This window comes from Paraburkholderia sediminicola (genome assembly GCF_046026895.1).
Taxonomy (GTDB): Bacteria; Pseudomonadota; Gammaproteobacteria; order Burkholderiales; family Burkholderiaceae; genus Paraburkholderia; species Paraburkholderia sediminicola_C.
This window is the reverse complement of record NZ_JAQQEU010000109.1, coordinates 1-17,951: the sequence shown is the minus strand read 5'-3', so window position 1 is coordinate 17,951 and position 17,951 is coordinate 1. Positions and strand designations below refer to the sequence as shown.

Here is a 17,951-nt window from a genome sequence, read left to right as displayed (position 1 = left end):
AAAACGGCCGATCCGGCAACATTTCGCGCTCAAGTGGCATCTGCTGCGCGCTTCACCGTATCGCAAACAGCTGGCGGCAAGGTTCGTTGGCTGGCGCGAATTCAACCAACTCGCCCAAAATCCGTCGACCGGTTTTCTAAGCGATCACCACGCCTGCCGGCTTTTCGTCTCACGCTCGGCAAGTTGACAACACCCGATCGCGCCAGCCAATAAACTCGTGTAGTTAGCCTATTGGACGCAGATTCGAGGTGCTATTTTGTGGAGGCCGAGGCTCGGCTCATTAGGCGTTAGCGGCACTCACAATGCATTTTCATATCGCGCGCACGAGCGCGGTGCACACTCGCCTGCCCGCGGTGCACGACATTGACGGCTTCGTTATCACGAAGCGGATGCACCGCGGCCGTCTGCACCAAGCCGGCACGGTTGTGGTGCAATTTCGGCGCGTCGGTCTGTTACCCTTGAGCTTTCGGCGACCACGAGCCAATGAGCAAGCTGAAAGGCCTCGAATGGTTGTTCAACGGGCGTCATTTCGACCGCGATGTCATCGTCCTCTGCGGGCGTTGGTATCTGCGCTAAAAGCTCAGTCTGCGTGATTTTGTCGAGATGATGGCTGAGCGCGGCCTGTCCCTCGCCCACGCCCCGAAGGAAGTCCCTGTGGGACACTACGATCCTGCGTTGGGTGAAGCGCCACACGCCGGAGTTCGTCAAGCGCTGGAATCGGTTGGCTACGACAGCCGGTCAGTCGTGGCGGGTCGACGAGACCTACGTGAAGATTCGCGGCAAATGGGCCTATCTCTACCGCGCCGTTGACCGGGCGAACGGAATTTGTATAAGCGGCTTTAGAGCTTGGCATCGATCCGGACGCGCCACGTTAGCCGGCCTGCGCGCTTCGTTCATGCGCAAAATGAACGCGCGTATTCCTGTGGGCTAAAGAGTCAGCGTTTCGTGTGCCTTGACAATCTCGCTTGCCACCACCTCGATCTGCTCACGCTTGAGCATCGCCTTTGAGCGTAGCAACTGATACGCGTGTTCTTCCGACACGCCGCGCCTTTCCATTACAAGCTGCGTGGCCTGCTGGATCACTCGAACCTTCGCTTGCTTCTTCTCGAGCCGCTCAATGTATCGATCGCGCATCCGCAATGCCTGATATTGCGTCAGCGCCACCGCAATCGCGGTCAGCAAACCGAATGAGCGGACCGGTGACAGTATCATCGCCTGCGCATTCAGGCGCAGCACCGCGTCGATGGTGATCGGGTTTTCGTGGGTCACCACTGGAATCACGGGCGGCGACTTGCCGGTTCCGAGCCACGGAAAATTGTTCGAGAGGGTCTCGGGGCGCATCGCCATCAGCACGAGCCCGGTTCCGAAGGGCAAGCAGTCGAGTGTTGGCCAGCATACCTCCACGTCGCACCCAATGCGGTGGAGTTGCGCGAGAAGCTCGTCGCCATCCTGATCCTGCGGATGAATTACAACGACTTTCAGCGAGCGCAAATCGCGCAGGATCGCAATGGTATCCGCGGTCCACTTCATCGTTCCGCCCTCGCATGTAAGCACTCACGACTTGAATCTGCGGTCCGTTCCGGCGTGTTGCGCGATATGACGCCGGGATCGGCATTCAGCTGTGAGCGCCGCAGGGCCAGAGAAGCGAGACTCGCAGCGTCGTTTGCGGGCTCGACCTCGCCTGGGTCGAATACATCGTCGAGGCCCGGAGGAAGCATGTCCGAAGTCGCATTGTGTTCAGCGTTCCAGAACGTGCCCCTCTTCGGGAAAGAGTGAAACAATAGTCGAACAACGGTAGCGGTCAAACAGGTTCTGACTTTGCGACTATTGCATACATACCGAGGAGAAGTCGACCGTACGGCGATAAACGGTCCTGCCAAGCCACGGCACGAACGTGTACTCGCCATATGAGTTGCTTCCGATATGAATCCAGTGACGAAGAACATGTGACACGACGATTCCTTGGAGACGCTAAAGAGGAAATCGGCCGGGCGGGCATCCGCAAGCGTGGTGTCGTCGTGGGGCCGAACCGCGAGCTTTCGGCTGGTGTACAGCGAACGTGTAACGATGAGAGAAGATTAGGTCGAATCGGAGGGCGAATCTACTCTACGGTTGGATATGCCAATGCCGCGTTAGCGTGCCCCGCTTATACGGGCGTATAAGCGCAGCGCGGGGTGAACGCTTACGATTGACCGCCCGTCCTCAGTAGATATCAGGACGGCGGTCCCGCAATACGTGATTGAACGCCTTCAATTGCCGGTGGCCGGCGCGCATCGGCCAGATTCACCGACGCCACCAGAATCTCTTCGCCCGTTGGACTGGCAGGACCAGCCGCCGGCCAACCTTGCGAGTCGACAATCAGGGTGCGTCCGAGAAACGGCTTGGTACTGTCACGTTCCCGGGATGTTGCCGGAAATGCAGCGACAATTGCGGGTTTCGCCCGGCGCATCCGCTCGACCGCGCTGGCACGGGACACGGCACCGGGCATCCGCAACGTGTGCTGCCGCCTCGTGATGCTGTGCCGTGAACTGAAGCTCCGTCGCCAAACGGCCGGTGAGCCACATCAATTCAACATTGCGTTGGCATTCACGTTCCCGGCGGCTGCTCGACTGAACCCGGTTCAGATAGCCATAGATATAGATCTTCTGTAGCGCTGCTGGATGATGGGACGGGCAACCTGTACTTGACGGCATTGCTCCATCGAAGCCCAGTGATGAAGGTCAAGCTCTTCAACGAACACCTCGATGATCCTGACTGGATTGTCCTCAGCAACGAAGTCATCGAGGCATTCTGGAAGCAGCGTCACCTGCTTGCGATCTTCCCCTTTTATGAATCGCCCCTCATCCGGTCACCCACGCTGAATGAGTTAATCCAGTTCAGGTGATCAGCGTGTTTTCACGCCATCTCGACCCACAACGGACAGCCCAGCTTTCCGGACAGCGGACGTTCACGGACAGCGCCTTCACCCAGTGAAAGCCCCGGTCACCATAGTGTTTCGCAATAGTTTGTCAAGGTTGTAACCGACCGGAAAGTTGAACTAGAAATGCCCCAATAGGACAAAAGTGCTTCGAGTCATTTCATAGAGCGACGATTAGATATGGCGATGATCAACACAGCTGGCCGAGAACAGGAGTTCGTTCGGTCGCTCGGTGCTTTTGAGGAAATCTACTGGCGCTTCAGCCAATCCGGTCCCCGCGGATTCGCTTACGCGATGGAGGTCGATGGGCGCACGTCAATCAACTCGTGGAGAGACGCACTCGACGCACTCCAACAAAGCCAGCCACTTTTTTCTGTCTCCATTGACACCATTGCGGGTGGGATCCCGTTCTTCCGGCGCGTGGACAACGCGCCCATTCCACTGCGCGTCGTGGAAGAGCATGCCGGCGGGAGCTGGCAGGCGGAGATGGCCCGGGAACTCTACACTCCTTTCTCGGGCAACGAGACGCCGCTTCTGCGTGGCGTCCTCGTTCGCCGGCCGGACCGTTCGGTCTTCATAATTTGCGCGCATCACTCTATCTCCGATGGCATGTCCATGTCCGCTGCCATGTGCGACTTGTTCAGAGCGCTAACGGGAGATGCGCTCGACCGGCATCCGCTTCTTCCGGCACTCGAGGAGCAGCTTGGAATAGCCCGCGCGCCGCTGCGCACGCCGCTGCCGGAGACGTTGCCGGCAGGTCCTCCCGTAGCCTTCCGCGGACCGGATCCGGCGCCTCCAGAAATTAGCAACCTGGCGCTCAGTGCGAATCTTACGTGCACGCTCGCCGAGCGCGCCCGGATTGAGCGAACAACTGTGCATGGCGCTCTCTGTTCAGCGGTCCTTCACGCCGGTCGCTCGCTTTCGGCTGAATGGCAGGAAAAACCTGTGCGCATCTTCTCCAACATCGACTGCCGAAAAGAAGCCGGAGTCGGCAGGGCCTCAGCCATGTATTTCGGCGCGGGGATCCTTTCCGTTGAGGCGGCTGCCTTACACGATTTTTGGGTCACAGCGCGCCGCTTCACAACTGCTCTCGCCAGCCAGAAGTCACGCGAAGCCTTGCAGGGTGCGGCTATGGCCATGACCGATGCCGTAGTGAGGGGAATGGATGTGCAGGCCACTCTTGACTTTCTCGCAAATGGGCTTTCCTTCGAAGCCATTATCTCGAACATTGGAAGGATCGGCTTCGACGGAGGAACAAAAGACCTCACATTGAGATCGATCTGGGGGTCCGCTTTCTTGACGGGCGTCGTGGACGAGCAGATCATCGGCATCGGGACACTCAACGGCCACTTGAACATGCTTTATACGAGCTACACTCCGATGAAGGGCTTCCTGGCGAAAGTCGAGGCGCTACTTCGTGTGGCCTGCGGCCATTAGCGCGCACGCGAGAACGCGAAAAATCCGGGGGCGAGTACAGACCTACAACCTTCCGTTGCTCGCCATGGCGGAGGAAAATTCATCGGCATGCCATCCTCGTTCACCGTTTGCTGGCCGCCGAAACGGTTTAACTGGGGGCCCAGTTCGAACGACCGCAAGTGGCCGCACGCAGTCGGATGATGGCCGACGCAGATCGACCGGTTGAATCCGCGGGCGCAGATGCTATGTGGGACTAGCCGAGCGAGGCCCGTCTAGCTAAAACGGGATTTCCTACTCTGCGCAAAGGAGACGGAAATGTCTACGACCCAGACAGTCCCACAAGGTAAGGAAACGGCAATCCAGGACGATCTGTACCTGAGCTTCGAACTCGGCGACAAGTTTTGGAAATTGACCATCAGCGACGGCCGGCGCGGCCCGAGCCGTTTCAGCGTACGTGCCGGCGACACGGTTGCGGTGCTTGACGCCGTGCGCCGGGCCAAGGAGCGCTGCCACCTTGATCCGCAGGCCAAGGTGCATTCCTGCTATGAAGCCGGCCGCGATGGCTGGTGGCTGCACCGCTGGTTGACCGAGCAAGGCATCGACAACATCGTGGTCGACTCCGCCAGCATCGAAGTGAATCGACGCGCCAGGCGGGCCAAGACCGACCGGCTCGACGGCGACAAGCTGCTGGTGATGCTCAGGCGCTACCATGCTGGCGAGCGTGTCTGGTCGGTGCTGCACGAGCCCACGCCGGAGCAGGAAGACGCGCGCCGCACGCACCGTGAACTCGCCCGGCTGACCCAGGAGCGTACCGCCCACATGAACCGCATCGGCTCACTGCTGGTGCTACACAACCTGCGTGTGCCTGTCATCGTCGGTGGGCGGGACTGGGCGACGTGGTGGGAGCGCCATCGCGAGCAGGTACCCCCGGTGTTGCGCGGCGAGATCGAGCGCGAGAGCGCGCGACTGGCGCTCGTCAAGCAGCAGCTCAAGGCGCTGGAAGCGGCGCGGCGCCAGGAGTTGGCCGAAGGCAAGCATCCGCTGGTGGCGCAACTGGCACGACTGCGCGCGATCGGACACAAGGGCGCCTGGGTGTTGGTCAAGGAAGTGTTTGGCTGGCGACGTTTCGCCAACCGGCGCGAGTTGGCCGGCTGTCTGGGGCTCACGCCGACGCCCTACGACAGTGGTGGCAGTCAGATCGAGCAAGGCATCAGCAAGGCGGGCAACAAGCGAGCGCGCACGATGCTGGTCGAACTGGCCTGGCGCTGGCTGACCCTGCAGCCCGAGAGCCTCTTGACCCGGTGGTTTAACCAGCGCTTTGCGGGCAGCGGCAAGCGCATGCGACGGGTCGGCATCGTGGCGTTGGCGCGGCGCCTGGCCATCGCACTGTGGCGCTACCTCGAGCACGGCGAGATCCCGGCCGGGGCCTCACTCAAGCCGGCGGCTGCCTGAAGCTCTGAGCAGCACGGTGCTCATGCACGGCTTGGTATGCAAGGCATCGTCATGATCAAAGGTCGACGCGCCCGTAACGACCGCGGGTCACGGCAACCCCGTGACCGTGGTAACAGATGGGGTGCGCCCATAACTGGGGTTTGTCAGTGCGCCTTGCGCGCATGCTGCATGAGGTGCAGGGTGTTTGCACCCTGCACGGATAGAAGTTCGTTCGGGCACTGGCTCGAACGCTCGTTACACCCCGACCTCGGATCAGGATGGGAACGGCCATGTCGTGCTAACGCTTCACCCGCTCAACACAACATACAGGTGCCGCCATGAAGTCCAAGCCCTTCACGTGAGCAAAATGGCTTGACAAACAAGTCCCCATAGAAGCGGTCATTCATCCGTTCGAGTCGGTCGGCAGGTCATCGGCCGATATGAGCCTTTGGTCCGCGTCTTTGATCGGCAGGCTAATCGGCCAAAACGTAGGCTGGTTGGCTGGAAGTTCGCCATCGTCGATGAGGCGGCCACATGCCAGCGTTTTCGACGCGGCCTTCTGAACGCCAGCGGAGCATGCCACCGGCGAGGTTAGCGACGCCCTCGAGTCCGGACTGCCGTAGCGTAACCGTCGCTTGTGCCGACCGCCCGCGGGCTCGGCAGACCGTCACGATCGGGCGTTCCTTCGTGAGTTCAGCGGGCCGCCCCGCCGGCTCACCGAGTGAAATGCGCATGGCTTCGGGAATACGCCCCAGCGGTCCCTCGAACTCGTCAGGCTCACGCACGTCGATGATCTGGACCGCACGGAGATTTTCCTACCGGTGACGTGATCGTGATTGAGCGTGACATGCGTTAGTCGGCTTTGGCGTGCTGCCAACGTGCGTGCACGCCGACTAGCCGGCCACGCATGCGCACTCGGCGGCAAGGCGCCAAAGTAAGAAAAGGGACTTCATTGCAAACTTGTAATGGGCTCGTCCGTTTTGCGTTAGCTACTAGTTGGTATCGTCAAAGGGCGTTCCGTAGTTGCATCATGATCAGCCATGCACGAGGCGGCGTACCGGGTGCCACAGACCGATTAGAGCCGGCCCGCGACAAACTCGACGCGGATCGAACCCAGGGCGCCCCCAATCCTTCGAGGTAAACATGGAAGCCCTGCTAGAATCGCTGGCGAGCCAGGCGTCATTGAATGTCGAACCACCGCCTGCGCAATTCAATTTCGCGTCACACTTGTTCCGCATCAATCAGAGTCGGGCGGACAAGCTGGCCTATATCGACGACGCCGGCGTGACCACCTATGGTCAGCTTGAAGATCGTGCCCGACGCTTTGCGAGCGCCCTGCATTCGCTCGGCATTCGTCCTGAAGAGCGCCTCCTGCGGGCGATGCTGGATACGGTCGAACTTCCGATTGCATTTCTGGGTGCGCTCTATGCGGGTGTGGTGCCGGTCGTGGTCAATACGCTGTTGACGTCATCCGACTATGCCCACGTCTTGACGCACAGTCGCGCCCGCGCGGTGATAGCGTCCGGCGCTGTGCTGCCAACCGTCGCCCAGGGCCTCACCGACGCCGAGCACAACGGCTGCATCCTGATCGTATCTCAGCCCGCCGATGCGGAGTTGCCCTCCGAGCGCGTATTTACCAAGCTGATCGAGCACGCGAAGCCCGCCGAGAACGCGGTGTCCAGCAGTGGCGATGACATTGCGTTCTGGCTCTACTCATCCGGCTCGACGGGCAAGCCCAAAGGCACCGTACACACGCACGCGAATCTATACTGGACCGCAGAGCTGTACGCCAAGCCGATCCTCGGGATCACCGTACAGGATGTCGTGTTCTCCGCGGCCAAGTTCTTCTTCGCCTACGGGCTGGGCAACGCCCTGACATTCCCCCTGTCGGTCGGCGCAACGGCGGTCCTGATGGCGGAGCGCCCCACCGCCGACGCCGTGTACGCGCGCCTGGTGCGCCATCGTCCGACAATTTTCTTCGGTGTGCCGACGCTATACGCCAGCATGATGGCCTCACCCGGGCTGCCCGCACGTGCCGACGTCGCATTGCGCATCTGCACATCGGCCGGCGAAGCACTGCCGCGCCAAATCGGCGAGCGCTTCACCGCCCATTTCGGGTGCGAAATCCTCGACGGCATCGGGTCGACCGAGATGCTGCACATCTTTTTATCGAATCGTGTCGGCCACGTCGAATACGGCACTACCGGTACGCCGGTGCCCGGTTATGCGGTCGAATTGCGCGACGAAACCGGCCAGCCGGTGCCCGACGGTGAGATCGGTGATCTCTACGTCAAAGGGCCGAGCGCGGCGCTGATGTACTGGTGCAATCGCGAGAAGTCGCGCGCAACGTTCCTCGGCGAATGGCTTCGCAGCGGCGACAAGTATTGCCGGTTGCCAAACGGCTGCTACGTCTATGCGGGCCGCAGCGACGACATGCTGAAGGTGAGCGGGCAATATGTTTCGCCGGTTGAAGTCGAAATGGTGCTGGCCGAGCATGACGCAGTGCTCGAAGCGGCAGTCGTCGGGGTCGATCACGATGGCCTGGTCAAGACACGCGCATATGTCGCGCTCAAGCAGCATGTCAGCGCGTCCGAGCTGCTGGCCGATGAACTGAAGGCATTTGTGAAGGAACGGCTCGCGCCACACAAGTATCCGCGCGATATCGTGTTCATCGACGATCTGCCCAAGACGGCAAACGGTAAGATCCAGCGCTTCAAATTGCGCGATCAGCTCTAAACCGAAGTTCCAGTAGCGGCGGGGCGAGTTTGCCCTTGTGCCACAAGCAGTTGGGGTGAGTTCGGGGTTCCGGTTTCTGTCTACGGCCGGATCTGCTTGATCAAATCGAGTGCATGGCGCTGCGTCGCGTTGGGCGTGGTGACGATGTCGAATGTCGGCGCCTCAGGGCCGACTCCGGGTGTGTGGCAGGTGTTGCGCACGATGCTACCCAGCTCAGCCATCAGTGTAGAGAAGCTGTGTGCGGGCGTGCCATCGTTCACGGTGCAGCTGGCCAATTTTTCCTGCGCCTGCTGTGAGCGCTGCGCCGGCGCCACCGGGTCGCGCGTGGCCTTGGCCGCCTGGTCGGTGTCGGCGAACATCAGTTCACGCCAGGCTTCGCGCATGTGCCACTCCACGTAGTACGCGAGCATCCACAGCAGGATGTGCGCACGCACCCGATCAGCCGTGCGGTGGTGGATCGGTCGCACCTTCAGGTCCATCGTCTTCAGGCTGCGGAACGCGCGCTCCACGTTGGCCAGCGCCTTGTAGTTGCGCACGCAGTCGGCCGCCTCCATGCGCGCGGCATCGACCGAGGTGCGGATGATGTAGATGCCGTCCAGCGCGGCCTCGGCGGCGATCGCCTCGTGCTTGCGAGCGAACGTGAAGCGGTCGTCGTCAATGTCCAATTCGAAGTGCTTGGCTACCTTGTACTGGTTGATCACCTTGCCCACGCGCAGAGCGATCGCATTGGAGCCCTTGAGCCTGCCCGCGTCCACGCGATCCTTGATCTGCTGCAGGTTGCGCTCGGTGGCGCTGAGTAGCTCCTGGCGCTTGTGCGCGCGCAGCGCCGCTAGCTGCGGATTGCGGCAAGCCACCAGCCGCTCGCCCCGATATTGCGGCGAAGCGATCTCCAACAGGTTGCGCTCATCGAACAGCCCCAGCTGCAGTTGGCCCTGCTCAACCGGTGTGCGGATCGAAGCGCTCTTCAGTGCCGTGATCCAATCGACGCCCGCCATCTCGCGCAGCTGGGCGATCGAGGCGTTGCCGATCATGCCGCGGTCGCCCACCATCACCAGCCGCTCGATGCCGAAGCGCTCACGCAGGCGCTGCACCTCGGGCAAGAAGGTGGCGCTGTCAGCCACGTTGCCCTCATGCACCGACACCGCCACTGGGCAGCCGCGTGCATCGGTTAGCAGCCCGTAGTTGACTTGCAGTAACCCCTTCTTGCCGTCGCGGTTGTGGCCCAGCCGAGCCAGCGGGCAGGTGGTCCCCTCGAAGTAGCTGGAACTCAGGTCGTACAGCACCAGGCCGCCGGCGCTCAAATGCCGCGCGGCGAGCTTCTTCTGAATCATGTCCTGGCGCGCGAGCAGCCAGTCCATCGCCGCGTACCGGTCGTCCTCGTTGGCGTCGGCCACGCCGAAGTCTGTCGCCAGTGTGGTGGTGTGCCACCAGCGCGTGGTGGCCAGCTTTGTGCGCGGCGCCACGATGCGCGCGGCCACCATCGCCAGCACCTGTTCACGCTCACGTGAGGGCGTGCTACCCAGCAGCGCTGCGAGCCCCAAGCGCTGCATCGCCAACTCAACGGCGTACACATGGCCGTGAGCGAGTGAGCCGGTGACCTCGAACGCCTGGCCCAGCGGCACGAACGTCTCGCCTTGCAGCGAGCGCCGAATGATGTCGATCAGCGGTTCCGGCAGATGAGACAGGTTGCCCAGCGTCTCGTTCTTGACCTTGCCATCCTCGCGGTAGCTACGCCGCAGCAGGTGCGTGTAGTACACCTTGCCCTTGTAGGCGCGCGATGTGGTGACGACGTGAGCGGTTCCGGTTCGGGATGCCATGCAGAAAAACATAGGCAATCAAACGCAGCATGTCAAGAAATTTAGTGACTACACGCGGAAGCAAATAAAAGCGCCCGAAAGGCGCCAATGTTCAGCAACCACGCGAACTTGCGGCCGCGTGATCACTACGAGAAAGCGGGGAACTTCGGTCTAAAGGTGGTCCATGCACAATTCCGCAACCACGGCAACGACAACGAACACTGAAATCGCGGAGCTTGCTGCCGCGACGAAGCAAATACCGGCCGCTGCTTGTCGATGGACCGATGACCGCTTCATAGGCCGACGACGCGCCGGACAGGAGTGTCGCGCGAAGTCCCTTGGGTGTGGCCGACGTTCAAATGGCCGCGCGAAAGCCCGGGCGAACGGCCGTAGATGGCGTGCGCCGTGCAAAGGCGGCGCTTTCCTGCGGGTGTAAGTCCCGCCCGGCAACCGCTCCAGCCTAGCTTTGGCGGTTGGCCAGTTCCACGGCGAGCACCTGGCAGTGGCCTTCCCAGTTGATGCCGATGGCCATCAGTACCGCCTGGGAGCGGATCACCCCTGATTCACGCACCTTCTCGTAGCGCGCGTCGACGATCAGGTACGGATACGCTTCCTCCAGCGGCCGGTGGGCAAACTTCGCCAGCGTCGCGTCCAGCCCCTTGTTAATCGCCGAAATTGCCGAGGCCGAGAAGCTGTGACCGCATAGCTCTTCCGTAATCGCCTTCACCTTGCGCGTGGACACCCCCTGCACGGCCTTCATCTGGTCCAGGTCGCCGGCCACCAGCGCTTCCGCTGGCGGCCTGTTCGTACTATGCTTGGTTGTGGCCCTGGCGTAAGCCCTCCCGAGGGCACATTGGCGAACTGGACATTCATCAACTTACACCACGCCCCCCTTCCTGCCCTCAGCTTTTCCGCCCATCTCTCAGCACACTACCCCTTCTGCGAAAACGGGCACCGCCTCTCCGTCACGACGCGGTCTCGCCAATCGAAGGCAGACTAAACTGGAAAGTCGCACCGTGCCCGGCATTGCTGGACGCCCACAGCCGCCCTCCGTGGGCTTCGATGATCGAGCGGCAGATCGACAATCCCATGCCCATTCCGTTGGACTTCGTCGTGAAGAAAGGCTCGAACAGCCGATTCGCGTTTTTTGGATCGATGCCCGTGCCAGAGTCCTGTACCGCGACGACCACGTGCCCGTCGTTATCCCAACGGGACTCGATCAGTAGGTCACGTGCGTCGTCGCCGATGTCAGCCATCGCCTGGATTCCGTTGACGACCAGATTGATGAGCACCTGCTGAAGCTGTACCCGATCGCCGAGCAGGGGAGGCATTTCTGAGGCGAGCTTGAGTCGCAACGAAATCCGATGATTCGAGACTTCGCGCTGAACCATGAGCACAACTTCATTGACCACATCGTTGAGTTCCAGTTGCGTCTTCCGCGGGACATCCCCTTTGATGAGCGAGCGGACACGCAGGACAATTTCGCTCGCACGCCTGCCTTCGGCGATCATATGCTCCACGCAGGCCCGCACCTCCTCCGGCTGCGGTGTCCTGTGGCCGAGCCATCGCAGACAGGCTTCGCCGCTGGTCACGATCGCACCGAGCGGCTGCCCTAGTTCGTGGGCGATGGATGCACTCAGTTCCCCAAGGGTTGTCACGCGAGTTGCATGAGCGAGTTCCGCCTGCAACGCCAGCAACTGCTCTTCCGCCCGCTTCGCCTCGAACCGCCGGGTTGCAAGCTCCGCCTCGGCCTTCTTGCGTTCGGTCAGGTCGAGCACGAAGGCCACGCCGTTTTCCTGCGAGCCTTCCAGTAGCGCCGCGTTAACGAGAACCGGGATGCGCCGGCCGTCCTTGCGGATGTATTCTTTCTCACGGGGCTGGCAAGTCTCCCCAAGCCGGAGCATTTCAAGTGCGTGCGCATCGACGGCGCGATATTCCGGTGGCGTCATGTCGGCCCATCCGACGTGGCCCGAGAGCAGATCTTGTCGCGAGTAGCCTACGATCCGAAGAAACTCGTCGTTCGCGTCAGTGGCCATACCGGTCACGTTCCAGAAGAACAGTCCGATGATGTTCGACTCGACGAGTCGCCGGATGCGAGCTTCCCGCTCGCGCAGTTCCTCCTCGGCAAGCTTGCGCTCCCTATTCTCCCGCTGCAGATCGGCATAGAGCAGCGCGTTCTCCAGCGAGATTGCCGCCTGCGAGGCCAGCAGTTCCAGCACGGTCATGCGTTCGGGCGTGAACGCATGCGTGGCCAGGCTGTTCTCCAGGTACAATAACCCGATCAACTCGGCGCGCCGCATGATCGGCAGGCACAACACCGATTTCGGTTGCCGGCGGGCAAAGTAGACGTCTGTCGAAAACGGGTTCGATTGCGTCGCATCGGCCAGCAGCACCTGTTCATGGCTGCGCCGGACATAGTTGATGATCGATGCCGGCCACGCCGGTTCAGGTAGCGCCGATGCGGGTCCCTGGTTCACGTGTGACCGCACGTGAATCGTCTGTTGCTCGACGCTCGCTTCGGCCGCGAGGTCCAGGCGCTCGTTACGGGCGAGCAGCAGCTGGCCCGTCTGCGCGCCAGCATTTTCGAGCAGAACGTGCATCAACGTGTCGACCAGGTCCTCCAGCACGATCTGGCTCGAGATGGCCTGCGAGGCCTTGGCGACCGAGAGCAGATCCAGTTGCGCGACGTTGCCATGCGTTGTGGCAGACCTCGATTCCGACAGTGAGGCCGACGATAAAGCTAACGGTGCGCGCAGCGGCGGCATGCGCGCGTCAAGCTGCCGGACCTTGCCGTCGGCGCCCCAACGCATAAAGCAGTTGCGCGCTTCGCCAAGATGGGCGCGACCGGCTGTCGTCAATCCGCGGCGAATACAAAATCTGGCGGCCAACTCATGCGCGATGCCTTCGTTCTGGACGAAGCGTTGCTCGCTGGCCGCGTTAATGGCCTCTTCGTACAGACGCAAGGCATCGGCGTCTCGCCCTTCGATGCGGGCGATCTCGGCCGACACCAGGGCGTGCTTGTGGGCGAACGTCGGAGCATAGTTGTCGGCCCACTCGCGCAGTTGTTCGCGATGCGCTGTCAGGAGGTCGCGCCACCCGGCTTGCTCATCGGCGGATGCGTTCTCATAGAGCGCGGATACCGTCAGCGCGGCGTAATAAAAGTAGTCGAGCCAGGGAATCAGGCCGACCAGGGAGAAAAGCAACGCCTTCGCCCTGTTGGCTGCCGCGAGCGCTTCGGCGTACTCGCCCGACAGGAACCGCGCCTGCAGTTTGATGATCCAGTATCCGCAGACCAACGAGCTCATCCGGTCGTCCGTCAGTTGTGCCTCGAACGCCGCCTCGTCGAACTGCGTGTCGCTGAAAGTGGCGAAGGTCGCGGTCCGCCCCTGCATCGTCGCGATGAAGCGTTGCTGACTCACGATGAGGTCCGCGGTGTCGTGAAACCGGGCTTTTCGCAGGAAGTCCAGGGCCCGCTCCGACTCGCGCCACACCCCGTCGAGCGGATCGTCTCGTTCGAGAAGGCATGTAACAGATTGGTACATGCTGTAGCAAGCCGTCGTAAGATCGCCCGTCTCGGTTGCGGTGCGAAAGGCTGACCGATGGAAATCGAGTGCGCTCGCGATTGGCTGCGTCCAGAACGCAACTCGTCCCATCGCAATATGGACCTTGGCCTGATCGGCGAGGAAGCCGTGTTTTTCGACCAGGTCACAGGCGAGCCTGGCGAAACGGTAACCGTCGCGGTAACGGTGAAACACCGGGCCGAGGATGAACCCGACACCGGTGCAGGCGTGCGCCGCCGCGCCGCTCATGCCGTGCTTCAGGCTGATGTTCACCATTCGGCACAGGTGCAGGCAAAGCAGATTGGGGTCGGTAAAGTAGGCGGCTTCCAGGAGGATCGAGAGTTGACGCATCGCGGCCTGGAGTTCCGGATCGGTCATCAGCGGCAGGTCGATCAGGTCCTCGATCGGGCGTCCCCCCAGGTTGAGCCAGAAGGTTTCGTATTCGGCCTGGACCTGCTCCCAGGTCGGGTGTGCCGCAAGGTCGACGCCGAACAGGCGCAGACAGGTAAGTGCGCTGTCGACGGCCTGCGGGCTTTCCGACTTCGCAAGATGCAACAGAACCTTTAGATGGTAGACGGCCGCCACGTCGACTTTTGACGCCCCGTGCCGCAATAACTCCGCGATCAGTCGCTCGGCCTGGCCGAAGTCGCCGGTCAGAAACGCGCAGTCCGCGCGCTCGAGCCACAGGCTGAACATCAGTTCGTACCGGCTGCCCCAGTCGCTGTCGTCGAGCAGTTCCATGCCGGCCGTCAGGTACACGCACGCCGAGGCATAGGCCGCCGATGCCTTGGCCCGGCGCCCGGCACGCAGGTTGAGCGCCGCCACCTGCGCTCTCTCGTCCCGGTCATCCAGCAGTGCAGCGCCCCGATTGAACTGGTTCGCGACATCGAACACATGCCTGGCGAGTTCGTCTGCCGTCAGGTTCGCCCACAGCGCGCGGCCGATGAACAGGTGAGCGCCGGCACGGGATGCTTGCGGAATCAGGGAATAAGCGGCCTGCTGGATCCGGTCGTGCAGGAACTTGCCGCTGCCGCCGGGGCGCACGATTAAGTTTTCGCGCACCGCTGCCGCGAGCCCTTGATCCACCTCGGCCTCGAGCTCAGCGTCACGGAGGCACTGCCGCGCTGGCGCTTTTGACTGGTCACCTGGAAGCGCGCTGACCAGCGCGAGATGGCGCAGCGAGAAGGTGTTGCCCAGGCAAGCGGCCCACCGCAGCGCTTTCTGCGCTGGACCTGGCAGTTGACGCAGCTTGTCCACCATCAGGTCGACGACGTTGTCGGCGAAGTCCTTCGCCTTGATCTGATCCAGGCCCCACTGCCAGGCCCGGTGTTGCGTGTCATGCCGCAACAACCCCTCCTTATGCAGCGTATCCAGGAACTGGATAAAGAAGAACGGGTTGCCCTCGGTACGCTCACAGACCAGCCGCGTTAGCGGCTCGCAGGTGGCGGGTGACGCATGGAGCGTGTCGGCGACCAGCTGGTTCAGATGCACGACCGACAGCGGCGCGAGTTTGAGGTCCGTCACTGGCGCGCCACTGTGGCGGATCGTCTCGAGGGTGGTCACGAGCGGATGCGATGCACTGACTTCGTTATCGCGATAGGCGCCGATCAGCAGCAGATATCGCGTGTCCGGATGCGTGACCAGGTGCTCGATGAGCGTCAGGCTGGCGGCATCGATCCACTGCAAATCGTCCAGGAAAAGGACCAGCGGATGGTCCTCGCTCGTGAACGCCGTCATGAATTGACGGAACACCATCCGGAACCGGTTTTGCGCCTCGGTCGGCGGCAGCGCCGGGGCGACCTGTTGCGGGCCGATGATCAGTTCGACCTGGGGCAGCACATCGACAATAAGCTGGCCATTCACCCCGACCGCGGTCTGAATCTGTTGCCGCCAGCCGGCGATGCGCGTCTCGCTTTCTGCCAGCAGTTGCCGCGCCAGTTCGCGAAACGCTTGCGTGATGGTGGCATACGGAACATCGCGCTGGTACTGATCGAACTTGCCGGCAATGAAATAGCCATGCTTTGCGACAATCGGCTGGCGCAACGCATCGACCAGCGCCGACTTGCCGATGCCCGAGTACCCGGAGACGGTCACCAGAGCCGCCTGGCCGGTGGCCGCCATGTGTTCGAATGCAGCGAGGAGCCAAGTCGCTTCCTCTTCGCGTCCGTAAAGTTTGTGCGGGACCTGGAAGCGCTCCGACAGATCGTCCATGCCGAGCGGGAACGGCTTGATCCGGCCCGACACCCGCGGTTGCGCGAGACACCGATCGAGATCGGCGCGTAGCCCGTGCCAACTCTGGTAACGGTCTTCCGGTAGCTTGGCCAACAATTTCATCACGATATCCGACACCGGTTGCGGCACCTCCGACACGATCTCATGGGGCGCGGGCGGCAGGCGGGCGATATGGCAATGCGCCCATTCCAGTGGATCGTTCGCGTGGAACGGCAACTGTCCGGTCAGCATACGAAAGAGCAACACGCCCATCGAATAGCAATCGCTCCGGTGATCCACCGGACGATTCATGCGACCCGTTTGCTCGGGGGACACATACGCCCAATCGCCCACGGATACCACAACGTCCTCGGACGAGGCCGTGTTGTGTTCCAGAGTCGTCGCGAGGCTGAAGTCGACCAGCAGAACCTCGCCAGTTTCTGGCGCGACCAGAATATTGGCGGGCCGGATATCGCAATGGATGACCCGGGCGGCTTCGATCCCCGCCAACGTATCGGCAAGATGGCGGGCGATACGCAGGCAAACATCGAGGTCCATGTGCGGCGCACGATCCAGAACGACGTCGAGCGACTCGCCTGCGAAGTCCTCCAGGACCAGCGCCAGGCCGCCGCGCTCATCGATCAGCGCCAGCGGTTTGGCAGTGCCGGCGACATTCAGGGATTGCAGCAGCAGGTATTCGCGCTTCAAACGAGCGGAGTGGGCTGCGTCGGCGTTTTCCGCAGGAAGCTTCAACAGCACCGGCATCCCATCCGTCAAGCGGCGGGCACGGTAGAGGTCGGAGCCGGCAGTCGCGCAGATCCGCTCAAAGGTCTGACAGTTCGCGATGACCATGACCCTCTCCTTTGTCCGCTGCGCCCGAGCCTGACTCCGACGCGCGTCGATTTCGCTGTTGCATGGAGCGTAGGGTCCGAGCGACTTGATAACTAGTCTACTCGGTCCACGCCCTCACAAAATCGCACGTGGCAGCGTACGCTCCGCCCGGTTCGCCCAACCTCACCATCATTCCCCGGTCCGCGCGAACATTTCCCACAGCGCTACAGTTCCGGCCGCATTGGGCCGCCCGCGGTTTGCCGGGTCGGCCGGTGGAATTTCACCACCAGCCGCCCACAGAACCGTGCGTAAACCTCTCGATTTACACGGCTCGTCCCAGCCATCCTTTTGCCACCTCGCGATGGCAAATCGACGCGGAAAGCAACTGCTCATCCCAGTTTCCCGGTTGGCAGTAGCCTTCCTTGAGCTGAGTCATCCCCTTCGCTCCACTCGCATTACGCGAGCTTCAACACTACTACGGGATGATCCGCCCCCTTCATATGCATCGGTACTTTCCCCCTTCGTGGGTCCCACTTATAAGGTTTTCCCTTGGCATCACATGAAGAGTTCCCAAGTTCCGGACCCGAGCCCGGATTAGAGTCACGCCGCCTATACACCGGACACCACATGGCCAGTAAGCAGGTTCCCGCCACGCTGATCCTGGGAGTGGGAGGCGCTCCCAGTTTTGATGCCATCTACCTCTTTCGATGCGTCGTCAGCGGTTCACTTGCGTTCGTCTCTCTAATCCATACATGACGTGTTTGATCACGCCTTTTAACCGTAACGTTCACCACCGCAGCGTTTCCGACTGAAGCAGCTTACGGCTGTTTGACATCTGCTCCTGCAAGCCGATATCAGAGGGCCTTCCTCCATCTCGGGTACAGCATCGCGTTCAAATTCAACTGGTTGCTAGTTTCGCGGCTGTGCGGCTCGCAGGATGCCAGCGACGTTCGCGAGCCTGCGAAGCAGGATGAATCGTTGCGAAAAATGGTGGCTATCGGGTTGTCGACGAGGACAATATAGTCAGTAATGCAAAGTGACGAGACGAGACAA

Annotated in this window: 7 protein-coding genes and 5 pseudogenes; 5 read left to right on the top strand and 7 right to left on the bottom strand. The window is 61.6% G+C overall.

The features are described from left to right. A pseudogene (locus tag PQR02_RS36890) lies at positions 1–187 on the top strand (hypothetical protein); the annotation flags it as partial. 296 nt (positions 188–483) lie between these two features. Next, positions 484–931 (top strand): annotated as a pseudogene (locus tag PQR02_RS36885) (DDE-type integrase/transposase/recombinase). On the opposite strand, the gene PQR02_RS36880 reads toward PQR02_RS36885, so the two are convergent. Continuing rightward, a complete protein-coding gene (locus tag PQR02_RS36880; protein ID WP_408242795.1) occupies positions 928–1,530 on the bottom strand; it encodes an ANTAR domain-containing response regulator in 603 nt (200 codons plus the stop codon). The pseudogene PQR02_RS36885 and the gene PQR02_RS36880 sit on opposite strands and share 4 nt — an antisense overlap. A gap of 1,009 nt (positions 1,531–2,539) precedes the next feature. Continuing rightward, positions 2,540–2,830: pseudogene (locus PQR02_RS36875) on the bottom strand (transposase); the annotation flags it as partial. A 267-nt stretch (positions 2,831–3,097) separates the two neighbouring features. Here PQR02_RS36875 and PQR02_RS36870 point away from each other — a divergent pair. Then, on the top strand, positions 3,098–4,354 hold the full coding sequence (locus PQR02_RS36870) for a hypothetical protein (protein ID WP_408242794.1): 1,257 nt from the start codon (positions 3,098–3,100) through the stop codon (positions 4,352–4,354). 294 nt (positions 4,355–4,648) lie between these two features. Next, positions 4,649–5,785, top strand: coding sequence for an IS110 family RNA-guided transposase (locus tag PQR02_RS36865; RefSeq protein ID WP_408242793.1), 1,137 nt, complete (start codon positions 4,649–4,651; stop codon positions 5,783–5,785). Positions 5,786–6,237: 452 nt separating this feature from the next. Here PQR02_RS36865 and PQR02_RS36860 read toward each other — a convergent pair. Beyond that, a pseudogene (locus PQR02_RS36860) lies at positions 6,238–6,579 on the bottom strand (rhodanese-like domain-containing protein); the annotation flags it as partial. Positions 6,580–6,907: 328 nt separating this feature from the next. Between PQR02_RS36860 and PQR02_RS36855 the strand changes: the two are divergent. Further along, positions 6,908–8,500 (top strand): benzoate-CoA ligase family protein, encoded by a 1,593-nt coding sequence (locus tag PQR02_RS36855; RefSeq protein WP_408242792.1) that lies wholly within the window; start codon positions 6,908–6,910, stop codon positions 8,498–8,500. A gap of 80 nt (positions 8,501–8,580) precedes the next feature. Here PQR02_RS36855 and PQR02_RS36850 read toward each other — a convergent pair whose 3' ends face one another. From PQR02_RS36850 to PQR02_RS36835, 4 genes and pseudogenes are all read right to left on the bottom strand, one after another. Further along, a complete protein-coding gene (locus PQR02_RS36850; protein ID WP_408242791.1) occupies positions 8,581–10,317 on the bottom strand; it encodes an IS1634 family transposase in 1,737 nt (578 codons plus the stop codon). 442 nt (positions 10,318–10,759) lie between these two features. Next, positions 10,760–11,047: pseudogene (locus PQR02_RS36845) on the bottom strand (transposase); the annotation flags it as partial. A 214-nt stretch (positions 11,048–11,261) separates the two neighbouring features. Then, positions 11,262–16,919: a trifunctional serine/threonine-protein kinase/ATP-binding protein/sensor histidine kinase gene (locus tag PQR02_RS36840; protein ID WP_408242790.1), complete on the bottom strand. Its 5,658-nt coding sequence runs from the start codon at positions 16,917–16,919 to the stop codon at positions 11,262–11,264. Between the two features lie 833 nt (positions 16,920–17,752). Then, a partial coding sequence (locus tag PQR02_RS36835; protein WP_408242789.1) for a hypothetical protein occupies positions 17,753–17,951 on the bottom strand: 199 nt, incomplete at its 5' end.

Excerpts from the sequence above, each read along its gene's own strand:
- PQR02_RS36840 (WP_408242790.1), bottom strand. The coding sequence starts at position 16,919 with ATGGTCATCGCGAACTGTCAGACCTTTGAGCGGATCTGCGCGACTGCC.
- PQR02_RS36870 (WP_408242794.1), top strand. The coding sequence starts at position 3,098 with ATGGCGATGATCAACACAGCTGGCCGAGAACAGGAGTTCGTTCGGTCG.
- PQR02_RS36865 (WP_408242793.1), top strand. The coding sequence starts at position 4,649 with ATGTCTACGACCCAGACAGTCCCACAAGGTAAGGAAACGGCAATCCAG.
- PQR02_RS36850 (WP_408242791.1), bottom strand. The coding sequence starts at position 10,317 with ATGGCATCCCGAACCGGAACCGCTCACGTCGTCACCACATCGCGCGCC.
- PQR02_RS36855 (WP_408242792.1), top strand. The coding sequence starts at position 6,908 with ATGGAAGCCCTGCTAGAATCGCTGGCGAGCCAGGCGTCATTGAATGTC.
- PQR02_RS36880 (WP_408242795.1), bottom strand. The coding sequence starts at position 1,530 with ATGAAGTGGACCGCGGATACCATTGCGATCCTGCGCGATTTGCGCTCG.